Raw genomic sequence first — 13,068 nt, forward strand, 5'->3', positions numbered from 1 at the left:
ACAACCCATCCTCTGTCGAGATTGGGCTGCTGATACTCGAATAACAGATTCAAAAGCACACTATTGCAACAACACTTTATTGTAATGAATTAATCTTTTGTTGAAAGAAAATAAAGCTTGGAATAGGCTGAATGAGGTTCTGTTTGTAGAAATGGAAAGGAACCCCTCTATCGTCTTATCCTCACTTATTCTGATTACATTTTTCTCAAAAGAAGAATAGCCGCCCCATGATGAACGCTGGCAAAGATTAAGAGCAGCATTTGCCCGCTAAACGTTCGTTCCTCTTGTTCTAGCCCACTTAACGTGACGAATGGATCGCTCCCCAATAAGTTAATGCATCCCCAACCATTTCTTGCAAGTACGGGCCACCCATACGAGGCTGCCATAGCTCCTGCCTCCATAAGAAAACAAGTGGAAAGATGCGGCAAAATAACACCGTCTACAGGATGCTTTATCGTTTGCAGCAGCTTTTCTAGCGATTGGATACACCTTATCTCCGCCTCTCGAATGCTCTCCGAATCCCAAGGCTGTTTCCAGGATCGCTCGATATTCAGCGTTGCATACGCATAATGCTTTACCTGATACTTGCCCTCGGCTGTTCCGAGCCACATGATAGCCAAAGCGTCACCCAGCACATAGGATACCGGACGAATACGGGAAAAAGGAAGCAGCGTTGAATCCGCCACTGTTAACAACAGACGCTTTGAATCTCCTGCTGCAAGCAACGCATGGGACATCTCCATTGCAGAAACGGGGGAGAGACTCCCCTGATGACCTATAGAAAATGGTACTGTGCGATGCATTCCGAGCAGCTTTTTCATTTTTAATGCAGGCACCATCGTTCTACTTGGCTCGACTGTTTCGTGACAATAGCACACATAGTCCGCCTGACTTGCAGTTTCCGGAGCTTTTTCTCGAATATATTGGATCAACACATCAGATACAGGCTCACCAAAGATCGGAATCCCGCCCCCCTCTCCCGTTTTCGGCGAAATTTGATCTTCATAACCGTGTCTGAAGGGAATACCATAATAATCAAACATCCATACGAGCGGATTGCCGAGCTCCTCCTCCTCTGGCAACCGCCACCGCGCATACTCTTGAACAGAAACGCACCGATCAGGTATATAAACTTGAAGCCCCGAAATAAACAGCTCTTTCACCCATCATTCCTCCCGCCTTGCTCAATTTGCCACGGGCAAGTACCGATGCAGTCCACAGCCGAATACCCCTCCCATACCAATCGTGACTGTCAAATAGTAATCTCCCGGCTTCAATCCCCCTTCTTTGACCGCTGTTTCAATGTTATGGATAATATCCGTGCAAAACAAATGACCGACCGAAGGAACAGTATGGAAAAACTTCTCTTCCGGACATTGCAAATAGCTAGCCATTATCCTCCATGTCTTCACATTCACATTGCTGCCGATGATGAGGGCAATCTGGCCTACATTCATCTCATTGCGTCTAAGCACTTCTCTAATGACTTGTCGAATGGAGAAGTAGTAGGAAGTGTTAAACCAGACCAAATCTTCCGGGGCAGATTCCGCACCTAAATAGGATGTGCCGTCAACTAAGCTGTGCGTATCTATTAATTCATGCGATTGTTCGTTAGATTCTTTACTGATATAGCAGCAGCTGGCGGCATCACCCATTAAAGAGTCTGGGATTTTCAAATAGTAGGGATGAAAACATTGGTCTGCTGTTACTAGAAGAACACCCTGTATGTGGTCATGACAACGCAGCAAACACTGCGAGGCATGCAGGGCAAAGTGCACGCTTGCACAATTTTGCTGCGAAATCGAATAGGAGACGGTACTTGAAAGCGAAAAATCGCTAATGAACTTGGCAAATAAGTTGCGGTCATGGAAGTCAACCTGCAAGGTGTGGGCAAAAATAATTCGATCCACAGGCTTCTGTCGACTGCGTAAGCTTCTTATAACAGGGGCACAAGCGCGATAAATCATCTCCTCCAGATAAGAATGCTGATTCAAAGGCACTCGATGAAAGCCCATCTCGCGAATGTGTTGCAGGGCAGAATGATCGAAAGGGATTCCACTTTGTCGGAGCTGCTCCCCGGCTTGCTCGACCGTTACAGCAGCCTCCGGCACATAGACGGAAAAATCAGATACATAAACGGGGGACGGCTTCGCATCTTGAGCCTTCATGTTAAAACCCAGCCGTTCATCCCGATTTGTTGGCTTACCTCTCGTGATAAAATGTTCGTAGTCCCCTCCATAAATTCAATCATCTTGGCATCGCGAAACCATTTTTCCAGCAGCGGATGTTCACGAAGACCACAAACACCCATTATTTGACTAGCCTCACGCACAATTTTCAAAACCAATTGATTCATATGCCGTTTTGCCATCGAAGGGTAGGTTGAGTCAAATCGTCCTTCATCCGCTTGACGCGCCGCAAAGTAAATAAGCTGTCGAGCTCTGTCCATTTCCCAAGCCCATCTAGCCGTCTGAATCTCCTCGTTCTTATCCAGCTTCACATGAGTCTGCACATAATCTGCAATGGCGCGGCAAAGCCCCAGTGCCAAAGCCGCTGTCGTTGGACGCATATGATAAAAGGTTTCAAGAGCGCCTCTGAAGCCTCTTCGTAGTGGGCTGAGGTGATGGCCAAGCACCTGATCAGGGCCTGCCCTGTAGTTTTGGAATTCCAGCACACCCAATCGTGCGGCCTTTAAGCCAAGCGTCCCTTCGCATGCTTGCTTAACATCGTGTGCAGGAGTCGGTATGAGAAAAGCCTCGATTCCCATACCGGAAGGAAGCAGCTTAACGGGGGCATTCTTCTTGGCAACACGTGAGAACACGATAACGCGTTCTGCAACCGCTCCGTTACCAATATATTTTTTGGTTCCGTTCAACAAGTAAGTTCCGTCTTCTTGCAGTTCGGCAGTCATATTGAGATTCGCAAGGTCCGATCCTGCGGAAGGCTCCGTAATAGCGAAGGCCGACCAGGCCACACGTTTGCAAAATAAGGAGAAGAACACGTCTTGCTGTTCGTTCGTCCCCATTTTACCAACTACGGTTCCTGCCAGGTTAGGACCTGGGAGCGCCAAATACAGTCCCGGATCACCGAAGGAAAGCTCTTCAGCAAACTGGACAAATTCCATGGAACGAGTGCCGAACACCGTCTCCCCCTGACCCAGCTGAATACCATCCCAATACATCGAAGGTGTATTAAAAAAGTGAAGCGGCCGGAAAAAGGGGTCCGTCCTATACCGCTCGTGCGGTTCGCCACGACGATCACTCTCCAGCGCAAGCTCTCGCATTGCTGCGGCGTACGGCTCTAGCCATTGTTTCCATCGATCGTTCATTCACTTCACTCTCCTTCCACCATGCGTCTGTATTCGATGCGTATTCGATGCCAAGCGTATTCGATCTGTGTTGATACCGGCCTGCACACATAATCGAACGTATGTCCCTTTAATTGAAGACTGAAATCGTCCATTCCATCTAAAGCGTCTGTCATAAAAAAAGGGCGGTCCATCAGACCACTGACGGCGACAAAAGCCTCGAATTCCCCTAGTACTCTTGTCATGCCGATTGTTTCTGGGTAGGCAAGCTGGATTTTACGATACTCGCTATTCACGCATTTAGGGAGTTCAACTGCCTCAATAAGCTCCCCTTTGTTTAGAGCTGTCTGATGCAGACCCTTTATCCATTCATCAATTGGCACGAGACGGCTTCCATTAGAGGAACGGATATGAATAACGGCTTTCAATGCGTATAGGAGCCCCCAATAGTCCCCCTTAATCGTATCCGCATAAGCGAGAGAGCCTCCCATCGTTGCCCGATTGCGGATCTGAACATCACCAATCTGCTCGGCAGCCTGCTTCAAAGCAGGTAAACAGCGGTCAATGATAGGATCGCTAGCAATGCGGGAATGCGTGACACCAGCCCCAATCCATATATGGGTGTCCGACTCCGTGACAGATTGAAGCTCCAGTAGCGATGTTGTATCCAGCAAAGCCTCAGGGAAATAAAGCCCTTGCCGGATCTGATTCACCACAATCTGGCCCCCGGCTACGATCTCTGCTTTCGGATGAATACTTAACAGCTCAACAGCCTCTTTTATCGTATCCGGTCTAAATAATTTCATCCAATCGTTCCTCTTTTGGCCTTAATGATTTGCCATATTCGGTTGGGGGTAGCTGGCATGTCCAGGTGTTCGACCCCGTATAACTTCAACGCGTCCACAATCGCGTTCATGATGGCTGGTGGCGAGCCGATAGCCCCGGATTCCCCTACTCCTTTTACCCCTAAGGGATTAACTGGAGATGGCGTGCATGTTCTTCCCAGCAAAATGGGGGGAATATCCGTAGCCCTGGGCATACGGTAGGTTCTAAAAGAGTCCGTCTCCATCAAGCCTTGATCATTAGGGGAAACGAACGCCTCCCACAAAGCCTGTCCCATCCCTTGAACAATGCCTCCCCGTACTTGACCCTCGACAATTTGTTCGTGAATCGTTTCTCCGCAGTCGTCCACCGCAGCATATTGGAGTATCTTGGGCTGTCCTGTGCTTGTATCCACTTCCGCAATACAAATATGACAGCCGAAGGGAAATGTGTAGTTATCAGGTTCAAAAAATGCCGTCGCCTCCAAACCGGGCTCCATATCTGGCGGCAGTTGATGGGCTAAATACAGCTGATGCGCTACTTGGACAATTCCGATTTCTTGAGCTCCCGCTTTAACGATTCCCTGTTCAAAAACGAGACTGCTTACAGGTTTATTCCATAGAAAGCCCACATACTCGATAACCTTCTTTATTATTTTCTCGCAAGCCCGATAAATGGCCGCCCCGCCAACCGCCGCGCTGCGGCTCCCAAAAGTTCCTGAACCCCAGGGGGTATTCACTGTGTTTCCAGTGACCACTTCAACATCCTGAAGCGGAATACCGAGTAGACGCTCAGTAAGCATCGACCAAGAGGTATGATGGCCTTGTCCGGAGGGACATGTTCCCGAAATAACAACCGCTTTTCCTGTCGGAAGTATCCGTACGACAGCTGATTCAAAGCCTCCCGTCATTAGTCCCAAGGCGGCATTGTGTCGAGATGGACCGCTTCCGCAAAACTCAACGTAGGAAGAGATCCCTATGCCGATTTGCTTAACATCACCCCGCTGCCTCCGAATGTGCTGCTCCTCTTTCCAATGATTCATGCCAACGAGCTCGATAGCTTGCTTCAATGCTTCTGCGTAGTTGCCGCTGTCGTAAACAAGACCCGTCACTACTTTTTTGGGAAACTCCTCTGGTTGAATGAAATTTTGAATGCGTATGTCCGCCGAATCTTGATGCAGACGTTGAGCGACTAAATCAATCGTGCGTTCCACCAGATAGCTAGCCTCTGGCCGCCCTGCTCCGCGATAGGCATCTGTAGGTGTTTGATTTGTATAATATCCTATTACTTCCACCCGAATATAAGGGATATGATAGCATCCTGATAGCATTTGGGTCGTAAATATAGGAATGCCAGGCGTCGCCGCCTGCAAATAAGCTCCCATATTTGCATGAATCCGAACTTCCAATCCCTCTATTTCTCCCGAATGACGGTAATGGGCGGTAACTTCTTGAATTTGATCCCGGCCATGCGTCGTTGCCAGAAAATGCTCGGAGCGAGTTTCGATGTACTTCAGCACTTTCTTCAATCGTTTAGATAAATAAGCGACCAAAATTTCTTCCCGATACACGTTCATTTTAGCTCCAAAAGCTCCTCCGACATCTGGACATTGGACTTGCAGTCTATTCTCCGGATGCGGTAAGGTTAACGCTAAAGATAACCTCAACACATGCGCAAACTGCGTGGAAGACCACACCTTAAGCTCGTCCAGCACCGGGTCGTAACTTGCAACAATACCTCGTGTCTCGATGGGGCTTGGTACGACTCGCGGAACGACCAAGCGCTGTTCCAAGCGATCGTCCGCCCTGTCTAGCGCACTGCGATCCCCATACTCCTTCATCCAACAGTATGCCTTGTGACCCTCTGCCTCTTCATGAATGGGGGGAACTGAGGAGCCTATCACTTGTGACAAACTAGTAATGGATGGCAGCGGATCGTAAACCACGTTAACCAAAGCCATCGCCTGATTCAACGCCTCAGGCGAGGTTGCTACAACGACCGCAAACGGCTCCCCTTTATAACGAACCGTATCTTTGGCAAGCAGCGGATGTCCCGGGTTGCGCAGTCCTTCCAGAGGCCAAATCATCGGCACTTCGCCAAGCTCGGCAGGCAGATCCTCTGCCTTGATAATGGCGACAACTCCTTCACTGTGCAGTGCGGCTTCGATGTCTACTAGCAGCAAACGCGCATGCGGCATCTTGCTGCGTATAAATCCGACATAATGGGTATTTGGAAAAAAGAGGTCTGCAACAAAGCGCCCTTCCCCCCGCAATAGACGATAATCCTCTTTTCGCAGCTTCGAGCTTGTTTCCCTCACATCCCCACCTGCTTTCAAGACGATATGGCCGTTACGAGTTTCCTTAACGTATCCACAAGTTCCTGAGCATGAGCCAGGGGGTCTACCTGTTCAAAAATATGCGCTACTTTGCCTTCTGGATCAATGATGTACGTAGCCCGCTCAATTCCCATAATGGTTTTGCCTAAAAACTTCTTCTCCTTCACTACCCGATACTGGCCCGCAACTGTCAAATCTTCATCCGACAACAAGGGGAACTGAAACCCATTCAATGCGGAAAACTGCTCATGTGATTGTAAATGATCGGGACTAATCCCCACCACAACAGCATCAGCGATCGTGAGATCCTCATAACGATCCCTGATTGCGCAGCCCTCGGAGGTACATCCCGGCGTACCGTCTTTGGGATAAAAGAACAAAATACTAAACTTCCCCCGCTGCTCCGACAGGGTAAAAGCGTTCACGGGTCCCGTTGAGGACAATGTAAAATCCGGTGCTTGATCTCCTATAGCTAATTTCATTCAGAACACCTCTTCCTTTTCGCTTTGTTCGATGTAAAGCTCCAATTTCTCCAACGACCAGATGATGCCTGTTGAAAGTACGTCTTCCATATCGAATTCAATGCCGAATTCTTCTTCCATTAATACGAGCCATTTAAGCATAGTCAGAGAGTTGATGCCCAGCTCTTCTAAACGATCTTCGACTTGCTCAATCATTTCTTTCGAGAAGACACCTTCCGAAACTTTTATTAACGCTTCTGTAATACGAGTTTTTATCGATTTCATTCGCGTGCTCCTCTCCCTTATCGCCAGACAAGCTCCCCATTTTTCTTTGAAACAGCTACATCTCCAGAAACATTAGCCATCCGAGAACGAAACGTTTGAATGATTTGACCTAGAATACTAACTGCGATCTCTTCTGGCGTCTGTGCGCCAATCTCCAAACCAATCGGTGAATAAATACAACCGGGCGGCGACTCGCTCCCATACAATCGATTTAAACGATGCCGTGGACCAAGTACCCCAATGTACAAAAAAGACCGCTTCAACGCCGATTCTAAAGCCAAACGGTCATAATCAAAATCATGACTCATAATGACTACCGCCGTATTCGTCGAGAAACGAAGAAGAAACTCAGCTAGCGCCTCCTTATCCCGTCCAACCCGACTAAGCTTGACTCCCGGTGCTTGTTGGGATGCACGTTCAAAATGCGCTTCGCGATAGTCGGCGGCATGAACCTCATACGATAGTTTGCTTGCCAAATCCATTACCGGTATGGCATCGTATCCGGCCCCAATAAGCAACAGCCTCTGTTCCCGCTCGATTTGCTGTACGTGGAGACCGTCGCTGCTCATAAATTCGATCCCCTCCATTCCCGGATCAGCGATGATGGTTTCCCCGATTTGTAAAATCCGCGAGCCCAATTGCCTGCCTGCATTTCCATCCTTCAGCCATATGCCGTAACGGATGGGATAATCCAGAGCCAGAGCCTTTAACAGCCTGCTTCGATGCTGATACAGCCACTCTGTCTTTTCCAATAGCAGATGAACCGTACCTTGGCACCCCTTGTTAAATCCGAATACAGGATCGTCGTCTCCCACATAGGTAAGCAGTCGAAGGGGCTCATTCGACTGCAGGAGCCGAATACTTTGTTCCACGATATCTCGCTCCAGGCAGCCTCCGCTTAGTTGTCCTTCACGTTCCCCGTCCTCAAAGATGACCATTTGAGCCCCTTTTTTTCGATACGTCGATCCGGAAGTAGCAAGCACTGTGGCAAGTACAGATGCCTTTCCATTCTCCCGTTCTTGATAAATCCGCTTCAATATATGCAATTTACGTCACTTCCTCTCCAACGCTTGATGGATGGCATCAATAATCGGAGAATACCCCGTACATCTGCAATAATTGCCCTCTACAAATTGCGCAATTTCTTCTTTTGTCTTCTTCTCATTGCGTTCTAGCAAATGGGAGGCCATAATGAGAAACCCGGAAGTACAGAACCCGCATTGCAGCGCGTAGTGGGCTTGAAATGTTTGTTGCAGGGAACTCAGTCCTTGCCCCTCTGGACAAAGTCCTTCTACCGTTACCACTTCGCTATGATTACATTGCCAAGCCAGCGTGCTGCAAGCCTTGATCGGCATCCCATCTAGCAGAACCGTGCACGCTCCGCACGAAACGGTATCACATCCGATATGCGTTCCCGTCAGTCTCAAATCCTCTCTGAGCCAATCGGCTAATACGCGATTTTCGGGACAGGGCACGACCTGATTCTCACCGTTAACCTTTATTTGAAACTGCTTCTTCGGATTCATAGAAATCGTTACTCCTTTAGCTTCAGTAAGCATCATTAGGAATTCGCTCAGCCAAATAGTCCAATAACTGCCCATACGTCAATGCTTCTCCTCTGGTAAGCTCCAACAAGTTAATTTCGACTTGAAAAGCATTCTCGAGCTCTACCAGCAAGCGCATAAACATCACCGAATCTAAAGGTAACTCGGCTGTCCCGAATACAGCCTCGTGGCGGAATTGAGAAGCTTCAATCCCCACGTCCAACAGTACACGGTGCAGCAGCGCGGCTTGTTCTTGATTCATAGCTTCCCCCTCGTTTTCCTTAGTCTCCGATTACTCTCATTTCACGAACGGGGCTTCCGACCTCTTAAAAGTGCAGAACCACTTTCAGAATCTCCTGATTGTCAAACTGCCGGTAAGCTTCCACTACATCCTGAAAGGGCGCTCGATGACTAATAATAATCGTCGGGTCCAAAACTCCGCTGCGAATCCATTCCAGCAGCCTTGGACCATATTTGATCGGATTGCCCACAATAAATTGAAGTGTAATTTCTTTCGCAAACGCCTGCTCCGTGTTAAAGGGCATAGCCTTCGAGTGATGTGCACCTGCACATACGACGGTTCCCTTGGGTCGGACCAAACGAAGTGCAGCCAACAGCGTCTCATCCTTGCCGACCGCTTCGAATACAACATCAGGTCCAGGGCCGCATGCAGCCCTAATCCGCTCTTGCTCATAAGGGTAAAACGGAATGGCGCCGATCTTCGCAGCTGCTTCATGGCGATGTTTATTGGATTCCATAATGTAGACTTTCTGCGCCCCCATTGCTTGTGCGCAAAGTGCCGTCATAAGTCCAACAGGCCCTCCCCCGATAACGATAGCTGTATCCCCGGATTGGAAACCGCTCTCTTCTACACAAGCATATCCTGTAGCCAATATGTCGCCAGCAAAAAGCGCCTTCTCATCACTTACCTCGTCTGGAATCGGAAGAAGAACCACATCTGCATAAGGAATTCTCACATACTCAGCTTGTCCCCCAGGTACATACGAACCAACGACATTGCCATATCCGAACAATGAAGCAGAATCGCAATGATAGTGAAGTTCTTTTTGGCAATACCAACAAGTACCGCACGCCACAATATCCGAGACTACCACTCGGTCTCCAACCTTCACCTTCTGCACATCATGACCGATTTCGATAATAACGCCAGTAAATTCATGGCCCATAACCGTTCCCTCCGGGAAATCCGGCAAATGCCCCCGATAAGGATGCAAATCTGTTCCACAAATAGAAGTTTTCGTCACCCGAATAATGGCATCAGAAGGCTTCTTCAAGGATGGATTTTCCATTTCTTGAAGCTCTATCTGCCTCGTCCCGTTCCAGACCAGCACCTTCATAAACAAACCTCCCTTACCATTCTCAAGCAGGTTTTCCCCTCGATCTCAAACTCAAAGGTCTGCCCAGTGTCCAGACATCCCCTTCCTATCGCCAACTCTTGGGAGTGATTGACCAGATACACTTCCCGAAGCCCTGGATAATGGTAAACGAATGCCTCTATATCGGGGTTGCTGAATCGGACGGGACGGGTCACTCCTGCCGCTTCCAACACATACTCATATAATCGGTGGCAAGCTTGTTGTTCCAGACCAAAAGCGACATTCAGCAGACGTTCAATGGGTGCGTTGAGGTAATAGGCCTGACCTTTACCCCAACGACGAACCGTGAATGCAGGTGTACCAGAACAATCATATCGGCAAAGGGTTTCGGCAGTCGTGGCCCGAATAACAGGAATTTGGTCGAATCCAGCATCGCGCCAGGGAATGAAATACTGCGTATTCTCCAATTGAAACGTGCCCTGACTCTGCTCTGATAATGTGAAATCGGCAAGCTCCACGCCAAAGAGAGATTCGCCGCCAAAGCCATGCAAATAATGGCCAGGCGTGTAAAGAACCGTCCCTCCAGCCTGCACATAGTTCTTGAGCCTTTCGATGTCGCAATGGGTCATGTGATGGGCAGAAGGAACGAATACGACCTTGTAGCGCTCCAAATCCGTTTGAGCAAATTCAAACGGTACATGAAGTCCGGTTAACAATAAATAGCTGTAAAACAAAGCGCTTCCATTCGTATACTTGTCATCCAGCGTATTCGCGTTCCCCTTCTCGAATTGTTCCGATACGTAAATCGCCACTTCGGGTCGAGCCGGAGTCCCCCCCTTTAATGCCTCTGCTAATTTTCCGCATTCCCGAAACGCATGCTCACTCTGCTTCGCTGTACCTGACTCCTCTATAAATCCGACAAATCGCTCGCTAGGGCGCAGATGGTAAGGCTTGTCCACGCTGGAAAAATCCTTCCAGCACCAAGAGATAATCGCCTTGGCCCCATGAAGCAGACAGCTGGCCCCGCTGGCGCGGATGTAGGCCGCCCGGACTTCTTCAGAAGCTCCATACAGGCCAAACTCATCCACAATGGGAATTCCGTACAGCGAAGCAAGAGTCACGAGAAAAGGAACATATTGAGAAGCTTTGACCGAGGCGTTCGACTCGATTTGAAATGACGTCCAAAGCGGAAACCCATGAATAGCAATCCAATCTAAATCGCTGGCTATATGCTTCGCCGTCATATAATGGTTTCCAAGTAAAAAGAGAGAGTCGCTGCCCATCCACACCTTGGCCCTCGTGTCCATCTCCCTCACAGCTCGGGTCATCTTGCCAATCCATTCTTGAGATTCGCGCTCCGAAAGCCCTGTGACTGTCTCAAAATCGATATAAACCATTTCGTCCCCAATATCATAGGCAAAAATATTCGTGTGCGTTTTTAGCTCTGCCACCACTCTCTTTACGAATGCGGCTGATCGCTCCACCATTTGCGGATCCTTCCAAAGGTTTCTGTTCTCGCGCCAAGGGAGATCGAAAAGCTGCCCATTCATCCAAATGGTCAAAATAGCGGGAACACACTGTAATTCATAACGATGAGCCAGATGAACAAACTCCGATAACCGCTGGAACATGCGTTCATCATATATTCCTTCCTCTGGCTCAAAATCGTGCCAAAAAATAAAAAATCGAATGATTGTATAACCATACTGGGACATCTGCTTAAAATCTTGTTCCATTTCTTCAGCATTCCAGTTGCGCCAAAATCCGCATCCGCTCTGCGAGGGATGATAGTTAAAACCAAGCGTCACCTCAGCATCCTCTCCCCCGCGCAGATCCGTTCAAGCTCGTCGCAAACCAAATCGACTTGCTCGAAGCTCAAATGCGGATGAAGGGGTAGTGTCAGCTCTCGCTCAGCAATGGCCTCCGCTACCGGGCAGTCCCCCTTCCGAGTCCCTTCACTTTCCATATAATATTGAAATAAATGGCAGGCAGGATAATGAACACTCGTTTGAATGCCTGCTTCTTTCAAGCGTTCAATCCACTCAGAACGGTCAGCATCCATCGGCAACAAAACAGGAAAAATATGATGGCTGCTCGCTGCTTCCGGAATGTCCGCATAAGGCAGTATCAGTTGGGGCAACGAGCGTAAGCGGTAACGGAAGCGCTGGACAAGCTGCTCCCGTGCCTGTTGATTGGCATCATATTTTTGCAATTGAATTCTCCCCATGGCCGCGCCGATATCCGTCATCCGATAGTTCATCCCTACCCCGGTCACGTTGTAAGACACAGAGCGACCGTGATGCTTGGACCAAGAACTAGTGCCCATATAGTGGGAACGATGGAGCTTCGCTTTAGCTAATAAATCTGCGTCTCTGGAAACGAGCATGCCGCCTTCGCCCGTCGTCATATTTTTCGTTGAAAAAAAACTGAAACAGCCGATGTCGCCCAGTGTACCGAGCATACCCAGCGACGTATGGACAAGCGGTCCGTGCGCGACATCTTCTATCACCTTCAGATCATGCTTTCTTGCTATCTCAAGGATGATCGGCATGTTAGCGCTGTATCCCCCATAATGGACAACCACGATACCTTTGGTGTTGGACGTTATTTTTTTCTCCAAGTCCAACGGATCCATGTTAAAATCGTGAAAGCTTTGCGAGTCAACGAATACGGGCTTAGCCCCTGCCATTTTGATACAAGCAGCTGATGCTACGAAGGTCATGGAAGGCACGAGCACTTCATCGCCAGGTCCAATACCTAGAACGTGCATAGCCGTATGCAGCGCAGCCGTGCAGCTGTTCATGGCAACAGAGGGAAGAGGCAGACCTAAACGTTGGGAAAATTCGGCTTCGAATTGCTCCGTTTGGTGCCCCATCGTAATCCAACGATCCCTCATAACATCCGATACTGCTTTTATTTCTTCTTCGTCGATTGTTAAACTATATAATGGAACTCTCCAGTCCACGCCCTTCACCCA

The 13,068-nt window shown here is 48.8% G+C and carries 13 protein-coding genes; all 13 read right to left on the reverse strand.

The annotated features are described in order from the left end of the window. Positions 1 to 194 precede the first annotated feature (194 nt). Positions 195 to 1,163 carry a hypothetical protein gene (locus tag MHB80_RS26000; RefSeq protein WP_341279677.1) on the reverse strand — a complete coding sequence of 323 codons (969 nt, stop codon included), beginning with the start codon at positions 1,161 to 1,163 and terminating at the stop codon, positions 195 to 197. 21 nt (positions 1,164 to 1,184) lie between these two features. Further along, positions 1,185 to 2,168: a 3-oxoacyl-[acyl-carrier-protein] synthase III C-terminal domain-containing protein gene (locus MHB80_RS26005; protein ID WP_341279678.1), complete on the reverse strand. Its 984-nt coding sequence runs from the start codon at positions 2,166 to 2,168 to the stop codon at positions 1,185 to 1,187. Then, positions 2,165 to 3,328 (reverse strand): acyl-CoA dehydrogenase, encoded by a 1,164-nt coding sequence (locus tag MHB80_RS26010; RefSeq protein WP_341279679.1) that lies wholly within the window; start codon positions 3,326 to 3,328, stop codon positions 2,165 to 2,167. Before MHB80_RS26010 ends, MHB80_RS26005 begins: the two co-directional genes overlap by 4 nt. A gap of 5 nt (positions 3,329 to 3,333) precedes the next feature. Beyond that, positions 3,334 to 4,113, reverse strand: a complete 780-nt coding sequence (locus tag MHB80_RS26015) for an FAD binding domain-containing protein (protein WP_341279680.1) — start codon at positions 4,111 to 4,113, stop codon at positions 3,334 to 3,336. Beyond that, positions 4,110 to 6,446: a xanthine dehydrogenase family protein molybdopterin-binding subunit gene (locus MHB80_RS26020; protein WP_341279681.1), complete on the reverse strand. Its 2,337-nt coding sequence runs from the start codon at positions 6,444 to 6,446 to the stop codon at positions 4,110 to 4,112. The genes MHB80_RS26015 and MHB80_RS26020 overlap by 4 nt, the downstream gene beginning before the upstream one ends. A 14-nt stretch (positions 6,447 to 6,460) precedes the next feature. Further along, entirely contained in the window at positions 6,461 to 6,946 is a 486-nt protein-coding gene (locus MHB80_RS26025; RefSeq protein WP_341279682.1) for a peroxiredoxin, read from the reverse strand. Further along, complete coding sequence (locus MHB80_RS26030; RefSeq protein WP_341279683.1) at positions 6,947 to 7,210, reverse strand: acyl carrier protein; 264 nt, start codon at positions 7,208 to 7,210, stop codon at positions 6,947 to 6,949. A gap of 17 nt (positions 7,211 to 7,227) precedes the next feature. Continuing rightward, complete coding sequence (locus MHB80_RS26035) at positions 7,228 to 8,256, reverse strand: XdhC family protein (protein ID WP_341279684.1); 1,029 nt, start codon at positions 8,254 to 8,256, stop codon at positions 7,228 to 7,230. 6 nt (positions 8,257 to 8,262) lie between these two features. Continuing rightward, on the reverse strand, positions 8,263 to 8,736 hold the full coding sequence (locus MHB80_RS26040; RefSeq protein WP_341279685.1) for a (2Fe-2S)-binding protein: 474 nt from the start codon (positions 8,734 to 8,736) through the stop codon (positions 8,263 to 8,265). A 22-nt stretch (positions 8,737 to 8,758) separates the two neighbouring features. Beyond that, a complete protein-coding gene (locus MHB80_RS26045) occupies positions 8,759 to 9,016 on the reverse strand; it encodes a phosphopantetheine-binding protein (RefSeq protein WP_341279686.1) in 258 nt (85 codons plus the stop codon). Positions 9,017 to 9,080: 64 nt separating this feature from the next. After that, entirely contained in the window at positions 9,081 to 10,112 is a 1,032-nt protein-coding gene (locus tag MHB80_RS26050) for an alcohol dehydrogenase catalytic domain-containing protein (protein WP_341279687.1), read from the reverse strand. Continuing rightward, the gene (locus MHB80_RS26055; protein WP_341279688.1) at positions 10,109 to 11,899 is read right to left on the reverse strand and encodes a beta-galactosidase trimerization domain-containing protein; all 1,791 of its coding nucleotides are present in this window, start codon (positions 11,897 to 11,899) and stop codon (positions 10,109 to 10,111) included. The genes MHB80_RS26050 and MHB80_RS26055 overlap by 4 nt, the downstream gene beginning before the upstream one ends. Further along, positions 11,896 to 13,065 carry a DegT/DnrJ/EryC1/StrS family aminotransferase gene (locus MHB80_RS26060; protein WP_341279689.1) on the reverse strand — a complete coding sequence of 390 codons (1,170 nt, stop codon included), beginning with the start codon at positions 13,063 to 13,065 and terminating at the stop codon, positions 11,896 to 11,898. Before MHB80_RS26060 ends, MHB80_RS26055 begins: the two co-directional genes overlap by 4 nt. Positions 13,066 to 13,068: the final 3 nt, after the last annotated feature.

The organism is Paenibacillus sp. FSL H8-0537 (assembly GCF_038051995.1).
In the GTDB taxonomy this organism is placed as follows: domain Bacteria; phylum Bacillota; class Bacilli; order Paenibacillales; family Paenibacillaceae; genus Pristimantibacillus.

Coding starts and splice junctions, on each gene's coding strand:
- MHB80_RS26040 (WP_341279685.1), bottom strand. CDS start 8,736: ATGAATCCGAAGAAGCAGTTTCAAATAAAGGTTAACGGTGAGAATCAG.
- MHB80_RS26045 (WP_341279686.1), bottom strand. CDS start 9,016: ATGAATCAAGAACAAGCCGCGCTGCTGCACCGTGTACTGTTGGACGTG.
- MHB80_RS26030 (WP_341279683.1), bottom strand. CDS start 7,210: ATGAAATCGATAAAAACTCGTATTACAGAAGCGTTAATAAAAGTTTCG.
- MHB80_RS26025 (WP_341279682.1), bottom strand. CDS start 6,946: ATGAAATTAGCTATAGGAGATCAAGCACCGGATTTTACATTGTCCTCA.
- MHB80_RS26050 (WP_341279687.1), bottom strand. CDS start 10,112: ATGAAGGTGCTGGTCTGGAACGGGACGAGGCAGATAGAGCTTCAAGAA.
- MHB80_RS26010 (WP_341279679.1), bottom strand. CDS start 3,328: ATGAACGATCGATGGAAACAATGGCTAGAGCCGTACGCCGCAGCAATG.
- MHB80_RS26005 (WP_341279678.1), bottom strand. CDS start 2,168: ATGAAGGCTCAAGATGCGAAGCCGTCCCCCGTTTATGTATCTGATTTT.
- MHB80_RS26015 (WP_341279680.1), bottom strand. CDS start 4,113: ATGAAATTATTTAGACCGGATACGATAAAAGAGGCTGTTGAGCTGTTA.